At 69.9% G+C, this 24149-nt stretch carries 35 protein-coding genes; all 35 read right to left on the reverse strand.

The window, feature by feature from the left end:
- Positions 1–14: 14 nt before the first annotated feature.
- Complete coding sequence (locus CTZ28_RS35505; protein WP_121893857.1) at positions 15–3890, reverse strand: carbohydrate binding domain-containing protein; 3876 nt, start codon at positions 3888–3890, stop codon at positions 15–17.
- An 11-nt stretch (positions 3891–3901) separates the two neighbouring features.
- Entirely contained in the window at positions 3902–5785 is a 1884-nt protein-coding gene (locus tag CTZ28_RS47400; RefSeq protein WP_183154754.1) for a phage tail tape measure protein, read from the reverse strand.
- The gene (locus CTZ28_RS35515) at positions 5772–6089 is read right to left on the reverse strand and encodes a phage tail assembly protein T (RefSeq protein WP_472926677.1); all 318 of its coding nucleotides are present in this window, start codon (positions 6087–6089) and stop codon (positions 5772–5774) included. Before CTZ28_RS35515 ends, CTZ28_RS47400 begins: the two co-directional genes overlap by 14 nt.
- Positions 6090–6097: 8 nt before the next feature.
- Entirely contained in the window at positions 6098–6499 is a 402-nt protein-coding gene (locus CTZ28_RS35520) for a hypothetical protein (protein WP_121893859.1), read from the reverse strand.
- Between the two features lie 5 nt (positions 6500–6504).
- On the reverse strand, positions 6505–6927 hold the full coding sequence (locus tag CTZ28_RS35525; RefSeq protein WP_121893860.1) for a phage tail tube protein: 423 nt from the start codon (positions 6925–6927) through the stop codon (positions 6505–6507).
- A 70-nt stretch (positions 6928–6997) separates the two neighbouring features.
- Entirely contained in the window at positions 6998–7411 is a 414-nt protein-coding gene (locus tag CTZ28_RS35530) for a DUF3168 domain-containing protein (RefSeq protein ID WP_259471963.1), read from the reverse strand.
- Positions 7408–7830, reverse strand: coding sequence for an HK97-gp10 family putative phage morphogenesis protein (locus CTZ28_RS35535; RefSeq protein ID WP_121893861.1), 423 nt, complete (start codon positions 7828–7830; stop codon positions 7408–7410). Before CTZ28_RS35535 ends, CTZ28_RS35530 begins: the two co-directional genes overlap by 4 nt.
- A gap of 9 nt (positions 7831–7839) precedes the next feature.
- On the reverse strand, positions 7840–7992 hold the full coding sequence (locus tag CTZ28_RS47405) for a hypothetical protein (RefSeq protein ID WP_183154755.1): 153 nt from the start codon (positions 7990–7992) through the stop codon (positions 7840–7842).
- Positions 7993–7994: 2 nt separating this feature from the next.
- Entirely contained in the window at positions 7995–8345 is a 351-nt protein-coding gene (locus CTZ28_RS35540) for a phage head completion protein (RefSeq protein WP_121893862.1), read from the reverse strand.
- Positions 8342–8935 (reverse strand): hypothetical protein, encoded by a 594-nt coding sequence (locus CTZ28_RS35545; protein WP_121893863.1) that lies wholly within the window; start codon positions 8933–8935, stop codon positions 8342–8344. Before CTZ28_RS35545 ends, CTZ28_RS35540 begins: the two co-directional genes overlap by 4 nt.
- A 16-nt stretch (positions 8936–8951) precedes the next feature.
- Positions 8952–9320 carry a hypothetical protein gene (locus CTZ28_RS35550; protein WP_121893864.1) on the reverse strand — a complete coding sequence of 123 codons (369 nt, stop codon included), beginning with the start codon at positions 9318–9320 and terminating at the stop codon, positions 8952–8954.
- Positions 9320–9523, reverse strand: coding sequence for a hypothetical protein (locus CTZ28_RS35555; RefSeq protein ID WP_121893865.1), 204 nt, complete (start codon positions 9521–9523; stop codon positions 9320–9322). The genes CTZ28_RS35550 and CTZ28_RS35555 overlap by 1 nt, the downstream gene beginning before the upstream one ends.
- Positions 9523–10386: a coat protein gene (locus CTZ28_RS35560; protein WP_121893866.1), complete on the reverse strand. Its 864-nt coding sequence runs from the start codon at positions 10384–10386 to the stop codon at positions 9523–9525. Before CTZ28_RS35560 ends, CTZ28_RS35555 begins: the two co-directional genes overlap by 1 nt.
- 21 nt (positions 10387–10407) lie before the next feature.
- Positions 10408–11157 (reverse strand): hypothetical protein, encoded by a 750-nt coding sequence (locus CTZ28_RS35565; RefSeq protein WP_121893867.1) that lies wholly within the window; start codon positions 11155–11157, stop codon positions 10408–10410.
- A gap of 48 nt (positions 11158–11205) precedes the next feature.
- The gene (locus tag CTZ28_RS35570; protein WP_259471964.1) at positions 11206–12174 is read right to left on the reverse strand and encodes a VG15 protein; all 969 of its coding nucleotides are present in this window, start codon (positions 12172–12174) and stop codon (positions 11206–11208) included.
- Complete coding sequence (locus tag CTZ28_RS35575) at positions 12171–13667, reverse strand: phage portal protein (protein ID WP_121893868.1); 1497 nt, start codon at positions 13665–13667, stop codon at positions 12171–12173. The genes CTZ28_RS35570 and CTZ28_RS35575 overlap by 4 nt, the downstream gene beginning before the upstream one ends.
- Positions 13668–13678: 11 nt before the next feature.
- Positions 13679–15313: a hypothetical protein gene (locus CTZ28_RS35580; RefSeq protein WP_121893869.1), complete on the reverse strand. Its 1635-nt coding sequence runs from the start codon at positions 15311–15313 to the stop codon at positions 13679–13681.
- Positions 15297–15779, reverse strand: a complete 483-nt coding sequence (locus CTZ28_RS35585; protein WP_259471966.1) for a hypothetical protein — start codon at positions 15777–15779, stop codon at positions 15297–15299. Before CTZ28_RS35585 ends, CTZ28_RS35580 begins: the two co-directional genes overlap by 17 nt.
- A 518-nt stretch (positions 15780–16297) precedes the next feature.
- A complete protein-coding gene (locus CTZ28_RS35595; protein ID WP_121893870.1) occupies positions 16298–16840 on the reverse strand; it encodes a hypothetical protein in 543 nt (180 codons plus the stop codon).
- Between the two features lie 9 nt (positions 16841–16849).
- Positions 16850–17062, reverse strand: coding sequence for a hypothetical protein (locus CTZ28_RS35600; RefSeq protein ID WP_121893871.1), 213 nt, complete (start codon positions 17060–17062; stop codon positions 16850–16852).
- Between the two features lie 66 nt (positions 17063–17128).
- On the reverse strand, positions 17129–17569 hold the full coding sequence (locus tag CTZ28_RS35605; protein WP_147481246.1) for a hypothetical protein: 441 nt from the start codon (positions 17567–17569) through the stop codon (positions 17129–17131).
- A gap of 345 nt (positions 17570–17914) precedes the next feature.
- Positions 17915–18115, reverse strand: a complete 201-nt coding sequence (locus CTZ28_RS35610; protein WP_121893873.1) for a hypothetical protein — start codon at positions 18113–18115, stop codon at positions 17915–17917.
- A 35-nt stretch (positions 18116–18150) separates the two neighbouring features.
- Entirely contained in the window at positions 18151–18336 is a 186-nt protein-coding gene (locus CTZ28_RS35615) for a hypothetical protein (protein WP_121893874.1), read from the reverse strand.
- Positions 18337–18486: 150 nt separating this feature from the next.
- The gene (locus tag CTZ28_RS35620) at positions 18487–18846 is read right to left on the reverse strand and encodes a hypothetical protein (RefSeq protein ID WP_121893875.1); all 360 of its coding nucleotides are present in this window, start codon (positions 18844–18846) and stop codon (positions 18487–18489) included.
- Entirely contained in the window at positions 18846–19352 is a 507-nt protein-coding gene (locus tag CTZ28_RS35625; RefSeq protein ID WP_121893876.1) for a hypothetical protein, read from the reverse strand. The genes CTZ28_RS35620 and CTZ28_RS35625 overlap by 1 nt, the downstream gene beginning before the upstream one ends.
- A 9-nt stretch (positions 19353–19361) precedes the next feature.
- Positions 19362–19508 (reverse strand): hypothetical protein, encoded by a 147-nt coding sequence (locus CTZ28_RS47410; protein WP_183154756.1) that lies wholly within the window; start codon positions 19506–19508, stop codon positions 19362–19364.
- Positions 19505–19903: a hypothetical protein gene (locus CTZ28_RS35630; protein WP_121893877.1), complete on the reverse strand. Its 399-nt coding sequence runs from the start codon at positions 19901–19903 to the stop codon at positions 19505–19507. The genes CTZ28_RS47410 and CTZ28_RS35630 overlap by 4 nt, the downstream gene beginning before the upstream one ends.
- On the reverse strand, positions 19900–20154 hold the full coding sequence (locus CTZ28_RS35635; protein ID WP_121893878.1) for a hypothetical protein: 255 nt from the start codon (positions 20152–20154) through the stop codon (positions 19900–19902). Before CTZ28_RS35635 ends, CTZ28_RS35630 begins: the two co-directional genes overlap by 4 nt.
- Complete coding sequence (locus CTZ28_RS35640; protein ID WP_121893879.1) at positions 20151–20423, reverse strand: hypothetical protein; 273 nt, start codon at positions 20421–20423, stop codon at positions 20151–20153. Before CTZ28_RS35640 ends, CTZ28_RS35635 begins: the two co-directional genes overlap by 4 nt.
- A 95-nt stretch (positions 20424–20518) precedes the next feature.
- Positions 20519–20755, reverse strand: coding sequence for a hypothetical protein (locus tag CTZ28_RS35645; RefSeq protein ID WP_121893944.1), 237 nt, complete (start codon positions 20753–20755; stop codon positions 20519–20521).
- Between the two features lie 41 nt (positions 20756–20796).
- Positions 20797–21417, reverse strand: a complete 621-nt coding sequence (locus CTZ28_RS35650; RefSeq protein ID WP_121893880.1) for a hypothetical protein — start codon at positions 21415–21417, stop codon at positions 20797–20799.
- Positions 21414–21656: a hypothetical protein gene (locus tag CTZ28_RS35655; protein ID WP_121893881.1), complete on the reverse strand. Its 243-nt coding sequence runs from the start codon at positions 21654–21656 to the stop codon at positions 21414–21416. The genes CTZ28_RS35650 and CTZ28_RS35655 overlap by 4 nt, the downstream gene beginning before the upstream one ends.
- Before the next feature lie 22 nt (positions 21657–21678).
- On the reverse strand, positions 21679–22089 hold the full coding sequence (locus CTZ28_RS35660; protein WP_259471967.1) for a DUF4326 domain-containing protein: 411 nt from the start codon (positions 22087–22089) through the stop codon (positions 21679–21681).
- On the reverse strand, positions 22086–22262 hold the full coding sequence (locus tag CTZ28_RS47415; protein ID WP_183154757.1) for a hypothetical protein: 177 nt from the start codon (positions 22260–22262) through the stop codon (positions 22086–22088). Before CTZ28_RS47415 ends, CTZ28_RS35660 begins: the two co-directional genes overlap by 4 nt.
- A gap of 59 nt (positions 22263–22321) precedes the next feature.
- Positions 22322–23935, reverse strand: a complete 1614-nt coding sequence (locus CTZ28_RS35665) for a DEAD/DEAH box helicase (RefSeq protein WP_121893882.1) — start codon at positions 23933–23935, stop codon at positions 22322–22324.
- Positions 23936–24149 lie beyond the last annotated feature (214 nt).

The following is a 24149-nucleotide window of genomic DNA, read 5'->3' on the forward strand; positions in this document are numbered from 1 at the left end:
GGACTGTGCCCTCCTCAAAGTGCGACGACAGCGGGGTAGGTGACGTTCACGGCCTCGCCGGCGGCCTGCGGCTTGACCACCCCGTTGATGGCCCGGTCCACACCCCAGCGCTGGTAGTGGTCGACCTTGAACGCGTGGACGTTCATGCTCACCGGCAGGGCCACCGTGCTCGCGCTGTCCAGGACCGTGCGCACGCCCGCGCTGCCCGCGGCGCTCAGCGCGGTGTCGGTCGCCGTTGCCTGCCAGTCGGACGGCTCCGGGCTGCCGGCCGGCCACGCCTTCGCGCGCAACGCGCTGCCTTCGAGCTGGAACCGCACGCGGAACTGGGAGCCGGCGTCGTGGGTGCCGGGCACCGTGAGCGCGACCAGGTCGGCCTGCGCGCCGTCCTGCCGCCGCTGGATGACCAGCCGGAGCGTCTGCGTGGCCGTGAAGTCCAGCCGCGCGTAGTAGTGGTTGTTCACGTCCACGTAGCGCGCCACCAGACCCGTGTACTGCGAGCCCCCGGCGGCCCGCTTGTTGCTGCTGAAGGTGCCGATCAGATCCACGTCGGCGCTCGGTGCTGGCAGTACGGCGATGCGGTTCGTGTTCACGTTGGTGTGCAGGATGCTGCCCGTGCCCACGGCGACGCTGTAGTCAGCGGAAGCACCGCCGGACAGCGTCCAGCTCTGCCCGTACTCGGCTGACCCCCAGCCCGAGGCGGTCGCCCGCTGGAAGGTGTCCGCGTAGTCCAGGATGCCCAGCACGCGCATCTCCTCGCCGCCCACCGTGACACTGAACGGGAACTCCCGCGGCGCAGCGCTGCCCAGCACGGGCAGGATCGTCACGCCCTGGATCAGCAGGACGTGCGAGGCCGGCGGGGTGCCGGTCATGGCCGCTACTGCGCTGATGCCGTTGACGCCCGAGGGTGCTGTGAACGTGGCCTCGAACCATGTCCAGGTGTTCGCCGGGATCGTCTTGGCGTTGTTGCTGGTGCTGACGTAGGCGCCGCTGTTGTACCAGTTGATGTTGATGCCGACCTGCCGGGCCACGCTCGCGCGCGCCCACCCAGAGACGACGTACCGGACGCCCGGCACAGCGCCGGTGACCGTGGTGGTGTACGCCTGAGCCGTGGCAGAGGAGCCGTTCGGCGTGATGCTCAGCGCGTATCCGCTGGACGTCGGCGGGTTCGGTGCCGGCACTCGGTCGAGAGTGCTGCCCGAGGCGTTCCAGCCGCTCGTGTCAGTGAGGAACAGCGGGTTGGGTGTGCCCGGCGGTGGAGCCTGGATCCAGTTCGGCCCGTCCGTGACGTGGACGTTGGCGACCTGCGTGCTGTCGCTCATGGCCTGCGCCAGTTCGCTGCCGTCCGTGTCGACCTTGACCGCCGGCGTGTGCTGGGTCAGCCCGCTCTCGCGTCCGTCCACGCTGGCGGTGTTGTACACGCCCTGAGGCGTGCAGTTGTACTCGATCACCCACTGCACCAGCGACAGCGTCTCGCGGTAGCCCTCGACGCGCTGATCGATGAGGCCGGGCGGCAGCCACTCGGGCGGGGCCGCCACCGTCAGCCGGTCGCCCACCTCGGCGTCAGCCGCTGCAGAGATGAGCCAGGGTGCCCGACGCAGGTCCACGGCGATGCTCGGATACCGCGCTTGATCGTATGTGCCGACGCGCAGGTACCAGTTCGCCACCGGCTCCGTCTGGTCGTCCGTCGCCAGGTTCAGCGTCGTGCTGTCGTCGTATACGCCCACGCCCAGCGGCGGATCCTGGACGCTCAGCGGGCCGGACTCCAGCACCGCGCGCCCGGAGCCGCCGTCCTCGCGCTCGATCGTGCGGTCGTTGCGCAGCAGCTGGTCGTCGTCGATCGGTTCGAGCGGGGTGATCAGGCCCTTGGCGTTGAAGTCGAGCGCCAGCGCGACCGGCTGGTTGTAGAAGCCGGTGCGGCTGCGGAAGGCGAGGCCGATATCTTCCCGGTTCTCGAACAGAATCCCGCCATCGGCGTCCGCGGCGTCTTGCAGGATCGTCAGGATCGGGTCCGTGCGCTGCGGTCCGACCGGCGTCTGCGTGTCGGTGCCGTTCCGGACGACCAGCGGCAGCTGCTCCTCGGCGGCGAGGCGGAACATGCGCGTGCCCGCGCTCTCGCCCGACCATGCGCTGATCGCGTTCTCGTACCCGAAGTTGTCGTCCAGGGGCCACACGGAGATGTGCCCGAAGGCGGTCCCGTCCAGGTTCGAGGAGTAGCCGCCCGCGGGTGAGGCCAGGCCGACCGGTCGGCCGATCCTGCCGGAGAGCGTGCCGTTCTGCTGGGCGGCGCTGCCGGTGGGAGGCACCCAGCCGATGTGCCATGTGATCGTGTTCGTCGCCGTCTGCACGACGTTGAACTCGCACTTCAGCCATGTGTCGTAGACGTTGCCCAGGAAGCCCCATACGACGTTGGCATCCACGAGCGTGTCGCCGTCGCCGTTGCGCGCCCACAGCCGGAACCCGCCGCTGTTGACCTGGATGAACCACTCGTAGATGGTGTTCGTGGCCAGGATCCGCATGACCGTGTACGTGGTGGCCTGCGGGTTGGTCAGCTTCACCAGGAACTGAACGCCCCACCGGTCGGTGACGCGCAGCTTGGAAGTAGGGATCGGCGCGCGCATGAACGACAGGTCGCCGCTGTTGGACGACAGCGTGGGCAGCGGGCCGGACGACACAAGCGAGGTATCCGCGCCCCACTTCACGTTGGTCCACGACAGCGGGTCTACGCCGGCGATCGGCGAGGCCGCAGAGGTGCCGTCGCTGGTGCCCTCCAGGGGCCAGTACGCGGTGGGGTTGTAGGTCGGGATGCGGCGGACCAGCGCTGAGTCGAGCGGCTTCTTGCCCTGTGTCATGCGGCGGAGCACGCCCGAGGCGACCAGCGGCACGTAGCCGTCACGGCCATCGGACGCCGCGTACTCCCAGCGGGTAGGCCACTCGCTGACCTCGCCGACGAAGCGGCTGCGCCGGTTCGTGATGGCACCAGCTGCCACAGCCCAGGCCCGTCCTGCGCTGTCGGTGAACGACGTGGTACCGAGCGCCTGCGCCTCAAAGTTCGGCGCAGCCACTACCGTGCCATCGATGCCGGAGCGCACCTCGGCGCGGAAGCAGCGCCCGGTGAACGGGTAGCGGGGCACGGCCAGCGCGGCATCCGTCATCTGCGGGGCGATGCTCAGCGGGGCGGTGCTGTCGTAGATGGCGATCACGCCGCCCGTGTTGATGATCGCTCCGGCGATGTCCTGCCACGGACCGGCCATGGACTCGGACCAGTAGAGGTGCGCCGTGTTCCCGCCGGCGCCGTTGTCCACGTCGAGCGTGGCACGCAGGGCAGCACGCCTGGGAAGGTTGGCAGGCAGAGTCGCGCTGAAGAACCGGCCGGTCGCGCCGTCCTGCGTGGTGTGGATGAAGAGGCGCCCGTTCTCCAGCCGCATGTGCCAGGACCGGTTGCCCGGGGTGCCCCATTTGCCGATCAGGATCTGCGCGCCGTTCGAGTACCACTCGGCCGCGCCTTCCCAACGAACGTCCAGGTCACCGGTGATCTTCAGCGGAGCAGCATCGGGCGTGGACGTCAGGTCGGGCTCGCCGGACAGGTTGTCCAGGAAGCCGTCTCCCTCGTACACGCTGACGCGCAGTCGGGTGTTCCGCCCGAGCTTTCCGTACAGGTCGCTGCGTGGGTTCCGCGGCGAGTACCGGCCGATCACTCCGTTGATCTTGGAGCGACCGTTGTTCAGCGTCAGCCTGCACTGACCGGGGTCCACCGCGGCGCCCTCGTCTGCCCGTCCGCGCGTGATGACAACCGGGTCGCGGTTGTACACGTCGGCGCTGATGTCCTCCTGAAACACGCCATCGATCTCAAGCTCTGTGACGATCTTCAACGGGGTAGCGGGGAACGGCATGCTGGGCCCTCCTAGTCGAGCGCGAAGCCACGCCCGTCCGTGCGGAACATCTTGCGAACGAGCTGCTTCATTTCCTGGTCGGTGCCGGTCACGACCACGCGCACGACCTGCTCGGATGCGTTGCTGCGCACGCCGGAGACGCGGGTAGCGTTGAGCATGCTGTCGAGCTTGGACAGCGGCAGGACCGCCTCGTCCTCAGCGCCCTCGCCGATCATCGCCAGGGTCGGGCCCGTGGCGACACCGCCGTCGGCCAGGTACGGGATGTTCGGCGTGCTGATCGTCATCGACGGGATGCTGACGCCCATGAACGAGCCGCCGCCGATGGTGAAGCTGAGCCCGTTCCAGCGGCTGATGATCCAGTTGACGGCGTTGCGGAACGAGGCCTTCAGCCCGTCGAACGTGCCGCGCAGCGCGCGGCCGAGCGCCCCCGGGACGCCCCGGAAGAAGCTCATGAGGCCGTTCCACTTGTTCTTGACGTACATGACGCCAGTGCCGACCCAGTTCGGAATCGTGCTGGTGAAGAACCGGCCGATCGGTGCGAACACGTTGTTCTTGAGGGCGTTCCACCCGGCGCGGAACACAGCGACGGTGAAGTCCCACGCGACCTTGAGCTTCTGAACCACTGTGTCCCAGTTCTTCCAGAGCAGCACAGCAGCAGCGATGACCGCGATGATGGCGGCGATGATCCAGGTGCCGGGGAACGCCCAGAGCGCGGCGTTCCACGCCCACTGTGCGATCACCGCGAGGCTGATCGCCGTGCCCAGGGCCAGCAGCGCGATAGCGAGGATCTTCACCAGCCCGGGGTTCTCCTGCATGAAGTCGGCCAGGAAGGCGAGCGCGGGCTGGAGCATCTCGCCGAGCGTGACCGCCATGGTCCGCCAGATCGCCTCCAGCGACTTCGAGGCTTGCGCCGACGCGGTCGCCCGGTCGGCGGCCCCGGCCGCCTTGTCCATGCCGGAGGCCGCGGCGGCGGTCGCCGGGTCCATCGCCCACAGTGCGTCGGCGCCCTCGCCCGCCATGTCGCCGAACAGCTCCACTCCGAGCGCGGCCTGTTGCGCTGGGTTCTTTACCCCGCGCAGCGCCTCCAGGGTTTTGCCGAGGGCGGCTTCGGCGTCGTCGCCGCCCTTGCTGATGTCCGTCAGCATCTGCCCGGAGTCCAGGCCCAGCGCCTTGAACGCGGCCTTGGCCCGGTCGGTCTCCTCCGAGGTGATGCGGGCGAACTCGTGGACGACGTCCGCGGCCTGGTCGATGTCGCGGCCGCCGGCCTGCACGTACTGCGACATCATCCCGAACGCGGTCTTGCCGTCGATGCCCATGCGCTCGAAGTGCTTGCCGTACTCCTCGATCACCTTCGGGATGTCGTCGCGCATCATCTTCGGGAGCGTCGCCGCTGCCTGGGTGAGGATGTCGAACGCCTCCTCGCCGTCCTTCGCCATCCCCAGCTTGATCATCTTTCCGGCGGCGTTTGCGGACTCGGCCACGTCCAGCTCGAACTTCTCACCGAGGAGCATGGCCTTCTTGGTGAGGTCGTCCAGCGTGGCGTCAGACATCTCGCCGAGGCCGCCCATGGCCTGGGTCACCACGCCGAGGGCGTCGCCGACCTCGGCCATGGACTCGCCCCACCCTGCCGCGTACACCCGGCCGGCCGCGTCGCCCGCGCGCGCGGCCTCCTGCTCGGTCAGTCCGAACTGGGTTTTCAGGTCGGTCTGCACGGCCTGCAGGTCCATGGCGGCGTCGAGCCCGGCCACGAACATGGCGCCCACGGCGGCGCCGGCCGCCGCGGTCTGGATGCCGCCGAGGCTCGACTCCACCCGGTCGGCCGCGCCGTCGGCGCCGGCCGTCAGATCGTCGGTGTTGATCCCGACCGCGACCAGCAGTTCCTCAAGCGTCGCCATCGTCGGCACCTCCCTTGGTCGTGTGGTCGGTGCCGCCGATCTGGCTGTTGTACGCCTTGACGGCCGAGAGCATGTCCCGCCAGTCCTGCTTGGCGCCTCGGTCCCACTCAGGCATGAAGTCCTTCGGGACCGCCGCCTTGGTGCCCTTGCCGCGCGCTGTGTTGGCCACCGTCGCCGTCAGCATGGCGAACAGCGCGTCGAGCCGCCGGGGCCCGAGCGGCCCCGTCACCGCCTCGTATGCCATCCACTCGGTGATCTCCGCTGAGCTGACGCGCGCGAGCAGATCCGGGACCGTGCAGCGCAGTTCGAGGGCTAGCCGGTGGTAGAAGCGTCGCTCGGGGTCGGCTCGGATTTTCCCTCGGCGTCCTCCATGTCCTCCTTGCGGAGGCCGGACAGCCGCTGTGCGATCTTCCCGAGGCGTTCGAGGACGGCGCCGTTCTTCGCGCCGAGCGCCTTCACTTCCTTGTCGGTGAACAGCCGCTCGTAGTCCTCACCGACGAGGCACTTGGCGACCAGCTTCGCGAGCTGGTCCGCCATGTTCATGCGCTGCGGCTTCCCGTCGTGGCCAAGGACCACAAGGCTCGACTGGTAGGCATTGCGCTCGGTGCCGGACATGCCGAGCAGGCGGACCGTGCCGCCCCACTCGGGCACGGGCACGTCCTCCCACTTGCGGTCGTCGGCCGCGGTGATCTGGTCTTTCGACAGCAGTGCCATGCGGATCAGGCTCCCGGGGTGATGGTCGGCTTGCCGGAGACCTTCCACGTCAGGGACGCGGTGGCCTTGTCGTCGTAGGGCGCCTCCGGCTCGAAGCCGGTGAGGATCGCCGGGAACGCCCACGTGGTGGCGTCCTCGTCCGGGAACACGATCTGGTAGTTCCGCGGCGCATCGTCCTCGAAGTCGGCGACCAGCAAGTCGTGCTTGGAGGGCTGGTAGTTGACGTCCGCGGACACCTCGCCCGGGTCCTTGAGCCCGCCCAGGAACTCCATCCACGCGTTGACGCTGTCGTGCGACGTGACGTCGAGGGTCTCCCGCGAGATGCCCGGAGGGTTCAGCGACGTCACGTCGGCGATCTTCGTGAACACCTCGGGCGACTGGCCGTCACCCCGCTTGAGCTGGACGCCGAAGCCGTCCATACCGGCCATGGGCTTCTCCTGTTCTTGTGCGTGAGAAAGCCCCGAGGCCGGCGGCATCGGGGCAAGGGGAAGAGAGGGGTCAGTGCTGCTCGGTGACAACCCGGTAGCGCAGCACCAAGTGCCGGATGTCTCCCGGCGGCTCCGGATCGGTGAGCGTCTGGGAGAACTCGAACCGGGTCACGATGTGGTCCAGGCCCTCGATCGTGAGCGGCTGATGGTCCAGCAGGGCCGTGACCCGGGCGCCGATCCGCAGGGCCTGCGCGTAGCCCTGGTACCGGGACCAGACGTGCAGGGTGACGACCGTCTCCCGGCCGAAGCCGCCATGCCGGTTGTCCGGCACCTCCGTCGCCTCACCAATCACGACGAAGGGATAGGCGACGTCCTCGGGGACGTAGTCGTAGACGCCGCTGATCATCCCCATGAGAGCGGTGTCGCCCTTCAGGCGGGCGTAGATCGCGGACTGCACCGGGAGCATCGGGGCGGGAGCGGTCATGGCAGCTCCCTGCGGATCTCGCGCTTGATCCGGTCCGGCAGGTGCCGCTTCTCCTCCTCCAGGGCGGGGCCCAGGGAGGGGTTGGCGGGCATCTTGCGGGTGCCGAACTCCTGCCAGATGGCGTACCGGTCGTCCCGGTCCCACCAGCCGATCTCGGCGCGGACCCGGTTGTTCTCGTAGCGGGCCTTCACGCCGTTCTGGAGATTGTGAGTGTCGACCTTCACGCGGCCCTTGGTGCCGTCGATGACGGCGCCGGCGGACTCCTTCAGCGCCCGGAAACAGGCGGCCTTCAGTTCGGTCGGCAGCTCTCGGAGACGCTGCCTCAGCTCGGGCAGGCCCTCGATGGTGACGGTGATGCCGCTCTGGCGCGCGCCCCCGCGCGGGTGCCTGCGCCCGCCGCTGCGTCGTCGTCGTGCCACAGGACCCCCTCAGCGTCGCTTGGCCAGCAGCTTGCGGATGGCGGCCAGTTCGGCGGCCGTCGCCAGCTGCGCCCACACCAGCCGGACGTCGGCCGGCAGCTTCGGATCCTCGGCGCGCTGCTTGCACTCGTGCGCCTCGGCCGCGGTGTACGGCTTGTCCACGGTCAGCCTCCGGGCTGGGACTGGGTGAGCTCCACCAGCGCCTTCGAGTAGACGGGGGTGGAGGGCTGCACGACGGACAGCACACGGAACTTCTGAGCGTTGCCCAGGGCGTCCGTGCCGCGCAGCTCGTCGCCGCGGAGGACGTTCGCCCGCGGCAGCAGGTAGATGTTGTGGGAGTGCCGGGACCCGGACTGCTGGGCGACCAGCCGCTCCGTCGGGGACGGCTGATCGACCTTCCCGCGCACGGTGGCCGCCTGCGCAAGGGTGGTCTCCTGGCCGCCCGCGCCATCGTCGATGGTCGTCTCCCGCCACACCGTGAGCGTCCGGTTCAGGTGCCGGCCGACGCCCTTCATCGGGACCTCAGCGCGACAACGCTGCCACCGAACCGGGCCAGAAGACGCTCTCGCCAGAACGGCGTCAGCTCCATCTCGGTGATCCGGCCGTCGGACCCGTAGGTGACGGACCAGTCGCCGAGGCGCTCGGAGGTGACTTCCCTGTCGGCGGCCAGGCCCTCGCCGCCGTCCTCGGACCGGTAGGCCACCAGCGCGGCCGCCGTCATTCGGCACACCAGATCGACGATGTCCACGGGGACGTCGACCAGGCCGTGAGTCTGGGTGACTTCCACCTCGGACGGTTCCCAGCCGGACCAGCCGGCCGCCCGCCACAGCCGTTCCGAGCGAAGCCGCCAGTCGGTGACCGGGCGGCCGTCGATGGCGACCGAGGCCACGGAGGCGATCGGCGGGCCGGGCAGCGTCAGCCACTGACCGGTCGGGCCCTCCAGAGAGAGCGTGGAGGTGGTACGGGAGATCGGCGTACCGGCTGCCTCCCGCACCGCCGCCGAGGCAACGTCCAGGTAGACGCCCACGATGCCCGTCTCGGAGGCGTCCACCGTGAGGCCGCGGGCAGTGAGGTCGGCCAGCGTTGCGAGCGGTGCCAGTGCCACGGCGGCCCCCTGTCAGTCAGCTGACCATGTCGATCAGGTCGGCCTTGGTGTAGTTCGCCGCGTCCTCACGGGACATGTGCTGCGTGCGGGCGACGTAGGCGACCCAGTCGGACTTCGGATCGTTGACCGCGGGCCGGTCCGGGTCCGGCGCCTTCGCCGGCGGCGCGGCGGGCGCGGTCGTCTCCGCAGGCGCCTGGCCGGCGTTGCCCTGCGGCCCGGCCGGCGGGGTCGTCTCGGCCGGGGGCCGGTCGGCGTCCTCGATGCGCGACCACTCGCCGGTGCGCAGCATCGTCTCGATGTAGTCCGCCTCGAAGGCGGGGCCCACGGTGACCACGAAGGGCGCACCGTTGGGTCCCCGCAGGCGGATCTTGTCGCCGGTCTTCATCAGATGCCTCCTCGAATGACGAGGTCCTGGAGCGCGGCGATGGCGTCGTCCTTGACCGGGTACGGGCCGAGGTCGAGGGTTATGTCCCCCTCGGCCGTGTGGGCCTTAACGACCCACAGGTTTCCCGAGATGAGGGCGACGCTGAGTCGCGCAACCAACTGCATGTTCACCAGATGGCCGTCTCCGACGGCGGAAACCCACATCAGGGGTTGATGACCACGTCGGCGGCCGCAAGGCCGGTCGGGCGGACGACCTTGGACCCGTACAGGTGCAGGCCCTTCACGATGTCCGCGAAGCCCTTCTCCTTGCGGGTCGCCTCGGTCTTGTTGATCTGCTCGGCGTAGGTGACCGCGCCGCTGTACCCGGCGATGATCAGCTTGCCCGCGCCCGCGCCGGGGCCGTCGGGGGCGTTGTTGGTCTTGCGGATGGAGAAGCCGGCCGCCTCGCCGACGATGCCGTTGACGCGGGTCATGGCCGCCTGGGCGTCGCCGGTGGCGACGAACCGGTCGTCCTTCTTCAGCATCCCGTAGAAGGCGGGCGTGACCGCGACCCAGCGGCTCTCCTCGGGCACGTCGCTGTCGTCCAGGAGGACGCCGAGGTCGACGAGCAGGTCGTAGGCGGCGGCCGGGGTGGTGAGCGTGGCGTCTGCCTCCGCGATCAGGTTGCCCGCGTCGACACCGGCCGCCATGAGGCCGGCCACGTACTGGTCGGCGACGTCGCGCAGCTTGTACGCGGCCTTGCGGGCCTGCTCGGACAGGATCTTTCCGCCGGACTTGGCCTGCCGCTTCTCGACGTCGTCGACCTCGAACGCGAAGTACTTCGACTGGTTGATGAGCAGCGTCTGGTCGCTGTCGTCGACGTCCTCGATCGTGATGTCGGTGTGCTTGGTGTAGGTGCCGACGGTCGGCTCGGCCAGCGACACGATGTGCACGGTGTCGCCGAAGGAGCTGATGTCGCCCTCGTAGTCGCGGTTCACGACGCCAGGGGCGGCGTAGACGTGGGACTTTTCGAGCGCGACGAGCAGCTCGGCGGCCCACACTTCGGGGATGAAGGCGCTGATGGCCATGGTGTTCTCCTCGCTCGCCGGTTATCCGGCGTCTCCGAGCAGGTTGCTCAGGCGGCCGTCGGCCTTGGCCTTCACGATCTGCTCTGGGGTCATCGTCTTGAGGTCAGCCCTGGACAGCTGCTTGGGCCGGGGCGCCTTGCGCGCGGCCCCGCCGTCGCCGGTGCCCTGGAACCGCTTGGCCGTTGCGGCAGCGAGGTAGGGCTTTGACTTGATCAGGTCGTCGATCGCCTCGGCGACCTCGTCGGAGTCGACGTTGCCGTCGTCGTCGACCTCGAACTGGCCGAGGTCGAGGAACTTGTAGGCGTCGGCGGGATCGGCCAGCTTCCCGGCGGCCGCGGCCTTCACCTCGGCCCGCACGATGCGGGTGTTCGCCTTCGCCAGCGCCTGGGCTTCTGCCTGGCGGCGGACCTTGTCGCTGTCGTCGGCGTCGCCCTGCTGGGCCAGGCGCTGCTCGAGCTCGCGGCGCTTGTCCCGCTCGGCGCGCCACTTGCCCTTCATGGAGTCCAGGGCGCGCTTGCCCTTGTCGCCGAGGTCGTCGGCGCCGTCCGGTTCGGAGTCGTCCTGGTCGTCGTCCCCGGCGCTGTCGTCTGCGCTGCCGGTGTCGTCGTCCTGGCCGTCTCCGCTGCCGTCGTCGGCGCCGTCACCGTCCTGGTCGTCGTCGCCGTCGTCGCCGTCGGCGTAGAAGACCGGCGACCACGGGCCGGTTCCGTAGGGGTGGGCCCAGCCGGGTGCGTGCGCGCGGGCGCGGCGGGGCAGGGTGCGGCGGTTCATGTGCTCTCCCGTTGCGGGTCGGTGCCCGGGCGTTGCGCCCCAGGCGGATCAGGCGATGAAGCCGTACTGGTGCAGCAGCCGGACGGCATGCTCGCGGTCGTCGGCGATCCGGAAGATTTCCTCGGGCATCAGGCGCGGCTTGCGGGACACCCGGTAGCGCTGGCCCTGGACCTTCTGGAAGTCACGCAGGCGGATGCCGGCGAAACCGCGGCGGGTGACGCCCTCGGTGGTGATCTGCAGCTTGCGTCCGTAGACCGTGGCGGACTGCATGCCGCGGCGGGCGTTGACCAGCTGCCCGAGGTCGGCGCCCTCAGCGAGGGCCTTCGCGCCGGCCTCGCCGAACGTCTTCCGTTTCTGCTCCTCGGACATGTCCGCCACGATCTGCTTGGGGGAGGGCACGTCGGGGGTGTGGTCGCGGGTGACGGGCTCCATGCCGCACTTGCAGCGCGGGTGCCGCAGGAACGCCTTGTCGGTCTGGTACTCGTTCCCGGCGAGGATGATGCACCGCGAGCAGGCGCCGGCCTCCACCACGCGGATGTATCCGGTGACGGCGGGGCGGGCGGTCATGCCGACGGAGTCCGCGGCCCGGCCGACGTCGGCGACGGCGGTCTGCACGATGGCGTCCAGCAGCGACTGACCCGCGAGCATCGCCTGGACGATCGGGCGCCCTTCGGTGACCAGGCGCAGCGCCGTCCAGATCGGCGCCCTGAGCACGTCGGCGAGCGGGCGACCCGCCCCGTCGACGCCGGTGAACGCGGCGGGCACGATCCGGTTCGCGTCCGGCCGGTCCTCGTTCGCCGGCCCCAGCAGCTTGTTCAGCCACGGACTGGTCATCTCCGCGGCTCTCATCTGGCTGGCCACGACCAGGGCGAGGACGTTGCCGACCAGCCCCATCCAGGACGTGTACAGGTTGTCCCGGTCCACCTGCCTCCACATGCGGTGGGTGGCGAGGGCCGTGGCCAGGGCCAGGCGCCGCCGCGCCTCCATGTGCGCGACCGCCTCCGGAGACGCGGTCACGCCGCCGTCACCTCGGCCTCGTCCGGCTCGGGCTCCTCGCCGCCGTCGGGCGGTACGTTTCCGGCCTGCGGCACGGCGCCGGCCATCTGCCGCGTCAGCTCCGCGACCGGGTCCATGTCCAGTTCCTCGGCGCGCATGGCGATGACGTCGGCGACCTCGGTCGGGGTGAGCCCGTACCGCAGGGCCAGCCACTTGAAGGGGAAGCCGAGTTGCTTCAGCTTCAGCAGTGCGTCGGCCATCTGCGCGTGGGAGCGGGACTCGGTGTCCGCCCACAGCACCCGGCCGGCCCGCATCGCCTCGGCCTTGGCGTCCTGCCCCGTGGCCAGAGCGATCAGCCGGGCCATCTCCCGCAGGCCCTGCCCGGACCAGATCTCCTTCTCCTCAGTGCGCTTGACCAGGCCGGTCTCGGCGGCGAGGAGAGCGCCCTCGGCAAGGTTGGCCATCTTCCCGACGAGGTAGTGCTGCGGGGTGCGGGTCTGCGCAGCGACGTGTCCGACGGCGACTTCGATCAGGCCGGTGTACATGGCCAGGTTCGCGGCCTGCCACTCGCCGATCCGGACGTCCTTGCCGTTGAACATCATCACGCGGTCGACGGCGAACTTCTCGATGTCGACCGGGATGGTGCCGACGACCTCGCCCTTCTCGTTCAGCTTTGGGATCACCGGGCGCTCGGCGCCCATGATGACCCGCTGCGGGAACGAGGCGTAGTCGGAGGCCGTGAACAGCTGCGCCCACAGCAGGTTGATCGCGTCCTGCATGGCGATCACGCCGCGGATGTCGCTGATCGGGTCGGCCGCCAGCATCGGCTTGTTCGGCAGCTCCACCATCGGCACGACGCCCATGGGGTTGGGCTGCGGGTTCGGCTCGTCGGCGAACTCCCGCGGCCGCCACCTCTTCAGCTCCTCGTCCACGTCGACCATCTGCGGGGACTTGTTCTCCCCGGTGGTCATGTGCGGCCGACAGAACTTCCACACCTCGCCGGGCAGGTACAGAGTGGCGTAGTCCTGGCCACCGTCCTGCCACCGCTTCAGCGCGGCCCGCCGCTTCCTGCGCGAGCCCGGCTCGTAGGCGATGATGCACTGCGAGGCGTCCTCGAAGGTCACGACCGGCATGTCCGGCTCGTCGGGGTCGCCCCACACCAGCACGAAACAGCGGGCGTTGATCACCGAGCCGAGGAAGCCGAGCTGGCTGTCCGCGTCCAGGCCGTTGACCTGCCACACCTTCCACAGGTCCTTGTCGGCCTCCATCTCCCCGGCGGCCTGGAACCCGGTCACCGTCATCCGCTCCACCGGGGAGTCGGCAACGACCTGGGTCCAGTTGTCCGAGAACTCCGTGTACCGCCCGCCGTGGAACTTCGCGAACTCCTTCGACGCGAACTTCAGCGGGTGATCGCCCCGGTAGTAGTCGTTGTGCCGGGTGATGTCGCCACTGCGCATCATCAACTCGGCCTCCAGCAGTGCCACAAGCTGGAGGGCCTGCGCCTCGGTAGCCATCCGCCCTCCTCTCAACTGCCGTAGTAGAAGGACTGCTGCCGCTCGGCCAGGCCGGCCGCGATGACGTCGCCGAGCGCCTCATGCGCCAGCACGCTGGGGATAGTGGCGTCGATCTTCTGCGAGGGGCTCGCCTTGCGGAGCACGTACCGGTCCATCGGGCGCGCGGCCGCACGCGTATTGGCGATGTGGTCCGCGGTGATCGGGCAGCCGTCGTGCGAGAACGCAGCGCCCTCGCTGTTGCGCTTGACCACATCCGTCTTCAGCCGCTCGCATGCGGAGTGCATCTGGATGATGCGGCGGGTGTGCCAGCGGATCACGCGCTCCTCGCCGTACAGATCCACCCACTCGTCGATCTCCGTCTCCCAGTACGGCGGATCGGCGTACAGCCGGACCACGTCGTACCGGTGCATCAGCTGCGACATGGCTGCCCGCACTTCTGCGCGCGGGACCTGCCCGCCGAAGTCCGCCGGGTTCCAGATCGTCGGCTCGTCGTTCTCCCCGTAGACCGGGGTGAACTGGTAGCCGTCCATCGTCTCGGCACGGATCGCCGTCCAGTCGTCGACGTCACTGCCGTCGAAACCGAGGACGATCCGCGTCATCGGCCGCACCCTGCGCGGGTCGGTCTTGCCCGCCCACTTCGCCGGGTCCAGCCAGGCCGCCGTGCCCGCCACGCACCGGTTCCCGAAGAACCGCTCGGCCTGCGCCGGGTCCTTCTCCATGATCTCCGCCGTCTCGGCCTCGATCGCGTCCAGGTCCACGTGCGACGACCCCGCGTAGACGACGGCATGGATCTTCCGACGGTCCCGCTTGTTGCTGTACGACAGCGACTTGGGCGCCTCGGGGTGGTACTTGAAGATGTCCCGGGCCTTGGCCTCGTGCGTGGTCTGTGCGACCGAGTTCTCGGACGGGTCCCACGCGTTCGTCGTCTCCATCGACCGGCCGCCCATGCCGGCCGCGCCCCGGCGCTGTGTCTCCGCCGTCCGCCGCAGCTTGTTCGCCGTGGTGTACAGGCCCGTCTCGTCCTGCATCGCGAAGATGATCGGGTTACCCAGCCGGGACTGAGCCGACGACGTGACCACGTCGATACGGCCGTCGTCCCCGACCCGGGTGAACTCCTCGCCCACCGTCATGATCCCGGACAGCGGGCCGCGCTTCACCATCGACTGCAACGGCCGGTAGACGTTGGCGACCTGGTCCTCGGACGTCGCGGTCAGCTGGATCAACGGGGTGGGCCACGGCGTACCCATGGGGTCGCCCGGCTCGTACTCGTACCACCAGCCGCACCCGCAGCCGTGGTCCGAACACCGGTACCGTTCACCTCCGCGCGCCCACCCGTCGAACACGACCGGGCCGGCCGCCTCGGCAAGCACGATCGTCGCCGACCACGGACCCTTGCCCGTCTTCTGCGGCGCCACCACCTGCGAGCGCCGGTAGTGGAACGCCGGCGCCAGCTGGCCCGCTTCCGCCCCGGGCCGGACGCGGTAGTGGTTGGCCGTGCACCACAGCTGCCACGGGTACAGCTCCATGTCCTCGCCCGCACGGAAGCCGTCCGGGATAGGGCAGTGGTGTTCGATCCAGTCGGGGACGATCCACATGGTGGGGAAGTCGACGACGAACTCGGGCCCGGCGTCAGGCCCCTTCGCCATTGGGCACGACCTTCAGCCGGTCACGGGCGCTCGGCCGGCGCGGCGCCGGCTCCGTGCCTGCGGTGACCGTCTCCTCCTCGGCCTCGGAGGCTGGGGCGACCTTCCAGCGGTTGCGGTTCATGCCCGCCACGCTCAGCCCCAGGCTGTCCAGGTAGGACCGCACCATCTTCTTCACGTCGACGCGGCCGTCAGCGCGCTCGGCCTCGGCCAGCGTCCGGACGAACAGCGCCACCTCCAGCTCCTGGCCCATGTCCTCCCACGCCACGGCCTGAGGCTTCGCCCACTGGCCATCCCACAGATCCAGCTCACGCTCCGAGGCTGTCGTCAGCGGCCACTCAGGCGCCGGCCTGCCGCGGCCCTCGGCGGGCAGCGTCCGCCAGCCTCCCTTGTCGGCCGCCTTCGAGCTGCGCAGGGACCGCGGGTCCGGCGCCGGTCCGGAGACCGCGCGCGCTCCTCCACGAGGCATGTTGATCACTCCTCCACGCTGCGTTGCGCAGCCCGAATGCCGTCACCTTGCGTGATGGCGGTGGACCCTCTGAACCCGTCGCACCTCCGAGCGCCCTCCCCCGCGCTGTTCACCCCCTGGCCGGTTGGGGGTCACCCCCCTGGGTCCGGTGACCGTGCGTCACGTTCCCCATGTCTCGCGCGCTGTCTTGCGCGAGTGATGCCGTTTGCTCATGGCTTGCCAGTTGGTTGGGTCGAAGCCTCGGGGGCCGAGGGGGCCGAGTCCGTCGATGTGGTCGACCTCGGTTGCGAGGTCGCGCTGTAGCTGGGGCTTGGTACTGCACTCGTCGCACTCGCAGTAGGGGTGCGTCTGCAGGTACTCGGCGCTGGCGTTGCGCCAGCGTGTGTTGTAGCCCCTCGTGTTGGGGTGTGGTCTGGCTGCCCTGGCCTTGGTCTGGCAGGGGGGACATCTGCCCCCGGGGGTGAGGGTGGGGCATCCAGGGGTTGGACAGACCTGCATGGCCTTACGCGCAGGCATGCTCAGCTCGACTTGATCAGGTAGTCGATCACCTTGTTCAGGTTGGTCATGGCCTCGCTCAGCGCTACTTCCTCCTGGGCGAGGATGGCGCGGGCCTGGGCGACGTCGGCCTGCCGCGCGTACACGAGGGTCTGCGCGGTCCTGAGTTCTTCGGCAGCATGCGCTCGAAGACGGTGGTCTGAGTGGCCCGTCGTGCTGGCCTCGGCGGCGAGAGTCTCCTTGACCTGCTGCATGGTGTTCCTGAGGGCCAGCACCTGGTTGACGAATTCGGGCCCGTACACGGCAGCCTGCCGGATGAGGGGATCGTCGTGGAGCCGGAAGGTGCTGCGCGTAGCCTCGGTCACGGTGCCCTCCTGGCGTGCGAGGGCCTGGGCGACGTCGGCGTGCGCGCGGTACTGCGAGGCTGCCTCGGCCTTGGGGATGAAGCCGGTGTTGAATCCGCAGGGGCAGACGACGCATGCGCGGCCGGTGGTCTGGTACTGGGCCCAACCGTCGTCGGGCTCCTTCTCCTGGAGTTCAGCGACGATGAGCAGGCGGTGCAGCATGGTGCTCTCCTATGCGAACGGGATCTGCACGGTGATGAGCGCCGGTCCGTTGCCGACCTTGACCTTGCGTCCCTCAGCGTCTTGGGCCAGCAGGCCCACCGTGAGACCGTCCATGCAGTCCAGCTCGATGCTTCTCACGGAGCCGAGCAGGCCGAGCACAGCCAGGGCTGCGCGAGCCTGCTCGTGCGTGATGCTCTCGGGGAGGTCGGGCAGCTCGATCACGGTGTCCTCCTGGCGTGCGTGAGCCCGGCCGCGCTGGTGCGCGTACCGGGCTCGGAGCTGGGTGTGTCAGAAGTCGGGGCAGAGGTGCTTTCGCACGGCGTCCACGATCTTCTTGCCGGTCTCCTGGGTGTTGATCTCAGGGAAGCGTGTGTCGATGGTGAACCTGCCGAGGGCCGACTTCGCCAGGCCCTCCGTGTCGTCCGGCGACGACTTGACCGAGCTGCACTGGTTGAGGCCGCGGCTCACAGCCTGGTCGTCCTTGCCGGGCTTGATGATGCGGGCATCGATGGCGTTCAGTGCGTCGAGGAAAGCCTTGCGGGCTTCGGCGCTCGGCTCGGCCGGGAGGCCGGCGGCTTCGCGGGCCTTGGCTTTGTCTTCGGCGCTGACGCTCGTCGGCTTGCTCTCCGGCTTCCCGTCGTCTCCTCCGCCTACGACGGCACCGATGATGAGGACGACGACGAACAGGCCGAGTAAGCCGCCGCACCCGAGGCCGATGACCTTGCCCACGTTGGTCTTCTTCGGTGCCTGTGGCGGCGGCGTGCCGCCCCAACCGGGCTGCTGCGGCTGGTAGTTCGGTTGGCTCACGGTTCCCCCCTGGGATGGTTGGTCTGCGGGGGCATCATGCGCCGTGTAGAGGCCTCGTGTGGGTGGTGTGGCTGTGTTGTGACGTTGGGGTCCGCCGCTGGGCGCTGCCGCCTCCCGCAGGGCCGCCTCCAGCCCGTTGCGCCGGGCGGCGGACAGGCACGACGAAGCCCCGGCCGGTGGTCCGGTCCGGGGCTCTGTCGTGCGTCTGTGGTGCCTCGTGTGGGCACAGTTGTGCACAGCGATCGTCACACAGTGTCTGACCTGCGGTCAAGCGGCGCCGCGCTGTTGCCGTTCGGCGGCGAGCGTGGTCACGTCGGCGACGGCGTAGTAGGGGTACCGTTCGGTGCCGCCGGACCGTGTGAGCTTGCCGCGCCAGACGAGGTTGCGGAGGGCGCCGGCGCTGATGTCGCCGAGGACTTGGCGGGTCTGGGCGGCGGTGAGGTGGCCGGGGCGGATGTGCTGCTCCATGCCCCCATGATGCGCCTGTGGCGCCGGGTCTTCTGTCAGTTCATCTGGCCTGCGCAAAGGTGCCTGACGTCACGCACGAGTGCGTACAGGGCAACGAGGAAGGTCACACTCCAGAATGCGATCCAGAGGGCCGACATTCCGGAGCCGATGGACATGGCGAGCACCACGGTGCAGACCAGGACACCGAAGGCCGAGATCAGGGCGCTGATGAGGTCACTCATACCGACATCATCCCTGGCGGCCTTCGGTCAGCGGAAGTGACTCAAGCGGATTGTCCTAGGCCGGGGTTGGTCAGTGGCCGCAGTGGGGCCGGGTCCACCAGCCGCACTCGGCGCAGTACTCGTAGCCGAGGACGGCGAGGATGCGTCGGATCATCGGTCGTTCACCCCCGGACTGAGGTGTGTGTGGCTGTAGTTAGGGCGATCGGGGTCGGCCGTGACGTAGATCAACATCCCCTTCTGGCCTTCGAGAGGGGTTACGCTCACAAGCTCGTGACCTGCGCATTCGCGGCAGGAGGGACGCTCCTCCCCCGGTGGGGGAGTGGCGGACGAATCGGACATGCGGCGGCGGGCGGACCGCCACAGCGCCACGCCCCCGGCGACGACGACCAGGAGGACGCCTGCGGCCTCGTCGACCGCGAACGCGACCCCGACGACGGCCCCGCCGAGGACGACCAGGACGCACGCCCCGGCCGCCCCCGACCGCGCCTCGGGCTCTTCCACGGCCGCCATCACAGAACCCCGAACACGCGGTCGCCGAGCCAGTTCACGGCCAGCGCGAGCGGCGCCGCGGCGAACCCGGCGATCCCCGCCGAGGTGCCGAGGCACACACCGCACCAGGCGCCGCGCTTGATGTCGGCGCCGTACCGGGACTTCTTCACCGCGGCCACGAGCGCGGCCGTGAGGATGAGGACGATGGCGCCGCCGGGCTGGGTGAGCGGCAGGTAGCCGGTCCCGCTCGCGCGGGTGCCGGCCTGCCCGCCGATGCCCCACACGAGGGCGACGTCGCCGAGCCAGTTGCTGATCCACAGGGCTGTGCGGGCTGCCCAGCCGATCAGTCCGCCGACGCCGAGGATCGTCAGGCAGCCGTAGGCCCACGCGATCAGGAACGGGCCGAGGTCGGCGGCGTAGTGGAGGGGGTTGCCGCGCAGGCTCTTGTGGCCGGGCCACCACTCGACCAGGTGGTAGATGAGGATGCAGATTCCGACGGTGCAACCGCCGATGGTCACGAAGGTCACAGGGGGTCCTCAGCGGAGTACAGCGACCGCGAGCGCGGCGCAGGTGAGTACAAAGGCGCACGTCCCGGTGATCGGGGGGACGGTGCGGAGGTCGACCAGGGCGAGGCCGAGCAGGGCCGCGAGGGCGGCGAGCGCGAACACGGCGGCGAGGATCACGAGCCGTCTCGCGGCTGCTGTCGTACCGATGACGGACCGGTCGGGTGTCGTGTCGGACGCGCCGGTCGGACCGTCTGGCGCGGTGGTGTGACGGTCGGACGCGGCGTCGGACGCTCGGTATACGGCGTGGGGACGGTCGTCTGCACGGTGCCGGGTGCGGGCTCCTGGCCTGCGTCATACCGGTCAACCCAGTAGCGGGTGATCGTCGGACGGACCCCGTCCGGGCAGCGTCCGGTCGCCCATGCGGCCCGGTAGGTGCCGGCCACGATCGCGACCGCGGTACGCACGGCGTCGGACACCGTCATACCGGTGCGGAGCATGGTCTCCAGGTCGTCATACAGCTGCGCGTCGACCTTGACGGAGGCGGCCTTGCCGATGGGGGGAGGCGTGCTCACAGGCGCTCACCCCGCTCGGCCTTGGCCTGCTCGGCGTTCAGCTGGTTGCGGAGGTAGTCGAGGTTCCAGCCGAGGTTGCCGGGCTGCTCGGCGAGGGCTTCACGGACCAGGACGCGGACGAGGCCGGCGCGGCGGAGGATCCGGGCGTCGTAGTCGTCGAGGTCGTAGGGGAGTGTGAGGGCCTGGACGACGGTTTCGAGGAGTGCGCGGAGGTCGCGGGCCTCGGTGGAGGGGGTGGGCGTCTTCGTCATCGCGCGTCACCCGTCTCGGCGTTGAGGGCGCGAAGGAGGATGCGCAACGCTTCGGCGAGTCCGCCGTGTGCCTGGGCGTAGGCGAAGACGTCGAACCCGGTGGGGTCGCCGTAGGTGGCGAGCATCTTCTGGCCGACGCGGATGGCGACGGTGAGGTCGCTGGGGTCGGGCTGCGGCTGGGGTGCGCGGCGCACGTAGCCGGCGGCGACTACGCGGCGGCCGGGGGAGGTGTTCGCGCATGTGGGCGCGTTAAGGTGCTGCTGGTCCATGACGAGGTCCGATCTCGTTCGTGGGCTGGAGGGTCGGGCGGTGCGATCGCCCCGGGTGCGCCAACACCTGGGAGCTGCTGCCCGGCCCTCGCTGTCTATTCGGTTGTGGGCGGCTTGGCCGCCTTCTTGCGGTCGTCTCGCTTGAGCGCCTGGTCGACCGCCTGCCAGCTGCGGCCGAGATCGCGGGCGACGTCAGCCACGGTGCCCAGTTCCTTCACGCCGTCGCGAAGGGCTTGGGCTCGTCGGGAGGCGGCATCGGATGCGGCTTGGTTGAGCTGCGCCAACAGCTCTTCCTCGTCGCGAACTCGGTCTCGCCAGGGCTTCGGGTCCATCACAACGATCTTATCCAACAGGGGTGTTGGGTGCAAGCAGTTCATGCTGACTCGGCGGGCTGGAAGTGCTGCAGCCGCGCCCAGTCCTGCGCGGTCGCGTACACGTAGCCGCACCACCGGCAGGCCAGTCGGGTCTGCCCCGGCATGCGGGAGATCACGGCTCCGCACACGGTGCCCTGGTCGTCGGTCACCGCGACGCACGTCCCGAGCCGCTGCGCCCGCGGCAGCGGGTCGCCGACGACACTCCGGGCCTGGAGCTCCAACTCCTGCACCTCGCGGGCGATCTCACCGGCTGCCGGGTAGGCGGCCACGATCCAGTCGAGCTGCTGTGCCAGCCAGCGGCAGTCCTCTGCCAGCCCACCGGGGGGCGGTGCTCCCCGGTGGGGCCAGCGGACGTGCCGCACGTCGGTCCGCCACAGCCGCATGACCTCGGCGGCGCGGCCCCAGGTGACTGTGTCCAGCACGTCCTCGTTGATCGGCGAGCGGGGGCCGGCCGCGCTCTTCGTCGCCACGATCTCGCCCCAGCCGGAGCGGCGGGGCACCAGGCACTCGCCGACCTCGTCGTACAGGGCCGGCAGCTCTTGCAGCCCGGCGGCCAGCCGCTCCCTGTGCCGGGTGCACAGGTAGCCGCTGGTCACGTTTCCGCACAGTTCGCAGGTCACGGGGTGGCGTTCTCCTTGGGTTCGGCGAGGGTGGCGCGAAGCTCGACAGCGGCGCCACCATGGGCGCGAAGGATGGCCCACCTCCGAGCGAGCCGCTCGGCCCGCTTGACGGCGGCTTCTGCCTTCAGGGCCCGCTCCTTCCACTCGTCCCCCCGGCGCCAGCCTCGGTTGGCGTTCTCGTATAGCTCGTCCAGGGAGTCGTCGGTGATGCTGTCGGCGGTGTAGCGCGCGGTGGTCATGTCGGGCCTTTCTGGTGGGTGGTCAAGCAGGCTGGTTGGCGAGTTCGAGCAGGACGGTGGCGTGGCAGTGGTCGGGCTGGCCGGGTTCGGGGAGCGAGCACCAGCACATGAGGTCCCGGTCGATCAACTCGGCACGCGCCGCCTTGGCGAGCCCGGCCTGCTTGGCTTCGCGGATCCATCGGGCGTAGCGATCGGCGGCGTCAGCGCGTGCTGCGGCGCTGTCGTCCCAGCGGGCGAGCCTGCGGCCTTGGTACTCGACGGCCCACATGTCCAGCACGCCACCTCGTAGGGATGCGGCCGGGGCCAGCACGAAAGGGTTGCCCCACTTGCTGCCGCGCCCCACGTAGACGGCTCCGTGCGGTGCACGCCAGCCCTTCGTGCGGCGACGCTGGATACGCCGCGGCCCGCCGAAGGCGATCTGCCGGGCGCTCACTGGGCGCTCCCCTCGGGGGTCGGCAGCGCGTCCAGGGCGTCGCCGATCCCGTGCGCGATGCTGCGGCGGCGCTCGGCGATCTCGGAGTTCGCGGTCTGCTCCGCTCCCAGTAGCAGACAGTCGACGACTTCGGCGAGGTCGTCGGCGCTGAGGCCGGACAGTTGCAGTGCCATGGGGTCCTCCGTGGTGTGATGGGTGGAGGTCCGGGCCTGATAGCGACAGGCCCGGACCGTCAAGCGGCGGGAAGGATGAGCTGGCCGAGGACACGGCCGACGCGGTCCTGGTCGATCAGGTCGGCGACGTCCCCGGCGGTGCTGCCGCGCGGCACCGCGAGGCCCAGGCGCCGGCACAGGCCGAGCTGCTTCGCGCTGGGCTGCTCCCTGCGCCACCGGGCCTGGCGGGCGACGAATGCCCCCGGGGCGAGCACCTTGGCCTGCTGCTCCAGCCACGCCAGGGCCTCTGGCAGTGGCCGGGCCACGTCGTCCTTCGGCGCGTGGACGCCGTCTGCCTGCGTCCAGCGGCGCATCCGGTACAGCCGGGTCCCGGGGTCCCGGACCAGGAACAGGAACATGGCGCCGGTCAGCCGGATGAACCACGTGCCCCGATCCGTGCGCAGCCAGCGGATGGCCGACGACCCGAACAGGTTGATCTCCTCGGCGTCGATCCGCGCGGCCAGTGCGCGCCGCTGCTCAGCCGCCGCGTGCTCCTCGGCGATCTGCCGCAGCGTCTTGTTCTCCTCGGCCTGGCCGATCTCGCGGGCCGTCAGGTCGATCATCGACGCCAGCTTGTGCCGGGTCGACGCGCCCATGACGTCGAGCAGCAGGGCGTCCGTCTTGCCCGGGGCCGGGCGGAAGGCGCGGCCGGCCATCTGCACGTACAAGCCGGCCGACTTGGTCGGGCGGGCGATGACGGCGCAGCTGGTGTGCGGGGCGTCGAACCCCTCGGTGAGCACCATGCAGTTGGTGAGCACCTGGACGTCGCCTGCCTCGTACCGGGCGAGCGTTGCGCGCCGGTCGTCCCGGCTCATCTCGCCCCACACCGGGGCCGCGGTGATGCCGGCCGCGCGCAGCGAGTCGGCGGCGCCCTGGGCGGTCGCCACGGTCGGCGTGAAGACGACGCCGGGCCGGTCGGCGGCGTGGTCGACGTAGGCCTTGGCGATGGCGTCCAGGGCGCCGGAGTCCTCCAGTGCCTTGCCCAGCTGGCCGTCGACCAGGTCGCCGCCTCGGGTGCGGACCTTGTCCAGGTCGAGGGTGTCGACGGTGATGCGCTTGCCGCGGACGTCGCACAGGTAGCCGTCGCTGATCATGTCGAGGATGTCGAGGGTGAAGACGACGTCTTCCCAGATTTCGGCGAGGCCTCCATCGGTGCGCGTCATCGTGGCGGTGAAGCCGGCGGTCGGGACGCCGCGCCAGGCGCCGAAGTGCTCCAGGACCTCCATGTAGGTGCGGGCGGCGGCGTGGTGGCACTCGTCCACGATGAGCAGGCCGATGTCCCGGATGGCTTCTCGACGCTTGGGCACTGCCAGGGTCTGGACGCTGGCCACGATCACGTCCACGTCCTGGTGCTCGTCGCGCTCGGCCTTGACGATGCCGACCCGGAGGTCCGGGCGGACGGCGCGGACCTTGGCGGCGGCCTGCTCGATGAGTTCTTCCCGGTGTGCGATCACGAGCGCGCGCTGTCCTCGCAGTTGGGGCAGGCACTCGCTGATGAGGTTGGAGAACACGACGGTCTTTCCGGCGCCGGTCGGCAGGACGACGGCGAGTCGGTTGTGCTGCCCTTTCCATCCGTCGCGCAGCGCCGTGATGGCGTCGCGCTGGTACGGGCGCGGGGTGAAGGTCGCGGACAAGGGGTCACCTCGATTCGGGTGCTGGTGGTTTGCGGGGAGTGCGGGGAGTTGGCGGGAGTCCTGCGGGGACTCCCGCCAAGTGCCGCAGTGGCATTGATCAGCGGTTTTGCGGGGATGCGGGGACTCGCGGGGAGTTGAAAAAACCCTTGATGCCGGAGGCCTTCAGAACTGCCGTGCGACGACGTGCGGCACATGTGATGCGCGATGCATGCGG

The sequence above is a fragment of the Streptomyces shenzhenensis genome (genome assembly GCF_003688995.1).
In the GTDB taxonomy this organism is placed as follows: Bacteria; Actinomycetota; Actinomycetes; order Streptomycetales; family Streptomycetaceae; genus Streptomyces; species Streptomyces shenzhenensis_A.

Excerpts from the sequence above, each read along its gene's own strand:
- CTZ28_RS35595 (WP_121893870.1), bottom strand. The coding sequence starts at position 16,840 with ATGCTGCACCGCCTGCTCATCGTCGCTGAACTCCAGGAGAAGGAGCCC.
- CTZ28_RS35565 (WP_121893867.1), bottom strand. The coding sequence starts at position 11,157 with ATGAACCGCCGCACCCTGCCCCGCCGCGCCCGCGCGCACGCACCCGGC.
- CTZ28_RS35540 (WP_121893862.1), bottom strand. The coding sequence starts at position 8,345 with ATGAAGGGCGTCGGCCGGCACCTGAACCGGACGCTCACGGTGTGGCGG.
- CTZ28_RS35585 (WP_259471966.1), bottom strand. The coding sequence starts at position 15,779 with ATGCCTCGTGGAGGAGCGCGCGCGGTCTCCGGACCGGCGCCGGACCCG.
- CTZ28_RS35520 (WP_121893859.1), bottom strand. The coding sequence starts at position 6,499 with ATGGCACTGCTGTCGAAAGACCAGATCACCGCGGCCGACGACCGCAAG.
- CTZ28_RS35525 (WP_121893860.1), bottom strand. The coding sequence starts at position 6,927 with ATGGCCGGTATGGACGGCTTCGGCGTCCAGCTCAAGCGGGGTGACGGC.
- CTZ28_RS35505 (WP_121893857.1), bottom strand. The coding sequence starts at position 3,890 with ATGCCGTTCCCCGCTACCCCGTTGAAGATCGTCACAGAGCTTGAGATC.
- CTZ28_RS35550 (WP_121893864.1), bottom strand. The coding sequence starts at position 9,320 with ATGAAGACCGGCGACAAGATCCGCCTGCGGGGACCCAACGGTGCGCCC.
- CTZ28_RS35640 (WP_121893879.1), bottom strand. The coding sequence starts at position 20,423 with ATGGACCAGCAGCACCTTAACGCGCCCACATGCGCGAACACCTCCCCC.
- CTZ28_RS35615 (WP_121893874.1), bottom strand. The coding sequence starts at position 18,336 with ATGAGTGACCTCATCAGCGCCCTGATCTCGGCCTTCGGTGTCCTGGTC.
- CTZ28_RS35610 (WP_121893873.1), bottom strand. The coding sequence starts at position 18,115 with ATGGAGCAGCACATCCGCCCCGGCCACCTCACCGCCGCCCAGACCCGC.
- CTZ28_RS35555 (WP_121893865.1), bottom strand. The coding sequence starts at position 9,523 with ATGTGGGTTTCCGCCGTCGGAGACGGCCATCTGGTGAACATGCAGTTG.
- CTZ28_RS35635 (WP_121893878.1), bottom strand. The coding sequence starts at position 20,154 with ATGACGAAGACGCCCACCCCCTCCACCGAGGCCCGCGACCTCCGCGCA.
- CTZ28_RS35620 (WP_121893875.1), bottom strand. The coding sequence starts at position 18,846 with ATGGCGGCCGTGGAAGAGCCCGAGGCGCGGTCGGGGGCGGCCGGGGCG.
- CTZ28_RS35575 (WP_121893868.1), bottom strand. The coding sequence starts at position 13,667 with ATGGCTACCGAGGCGCAGGCCCTCCAGCTTGTGGCACTGCTGGAGGCC.
- CTZ28_RS35580 (WP_121893869.1), bottom strand. The coding sequence starts at position 15,313 with ATGGCGAAGGGGCCTGACGCCGGGCCCGAGTTCGTCGTCGACTTCCCC.
- CTZ28_RS35530 (WP_259471963.1), bottom strand. The coding sequence starts at position 7,411 with ATGACCGCTCCCGCCCCGATGCTCCCGGTGCAGTCCGCGATCTACGCC.
- CTZ28_RS35560 (WP_121893866.1), bottom strand. The coding sequence starts at position 10,386 with ATGGCCATCAGCGCCTTCATCCCCGAAGTGTGGGCCGCCGAGCTGCTC.
- CTZ28_RS35655 (WP_121893881.1), bottom strand. The coding sequence starts at position 21,656 with ATGACCACCGCGCGCTACACCGCCGACAGCATCACCGACGACTCCCTG.
- CTZ28_RS35645 (WP_121893944.1), bottom strand. The coding sequence starts at position 20,755 with ATGGACCCGAAGCCCTGGCGAGACCGAGTTCGCGACGAGGAAGAGCTG.
- CTZ28_RS47400 (WP_183154754.1), bottom strand. The coding sequence starts at position 5,785 with ATGGCGACGCTTGAGGAACTGCTGGTCGCGGTCGGGATCAACACCGAC.
- CTZ28_RS47415 (WP_183154757.1), bottom strand. The coding sequence starts at position 22,262 with ATGGCACTGCAACTGTCCGGCCTCAGCGCCGACGACCTCGCCGAAGTC.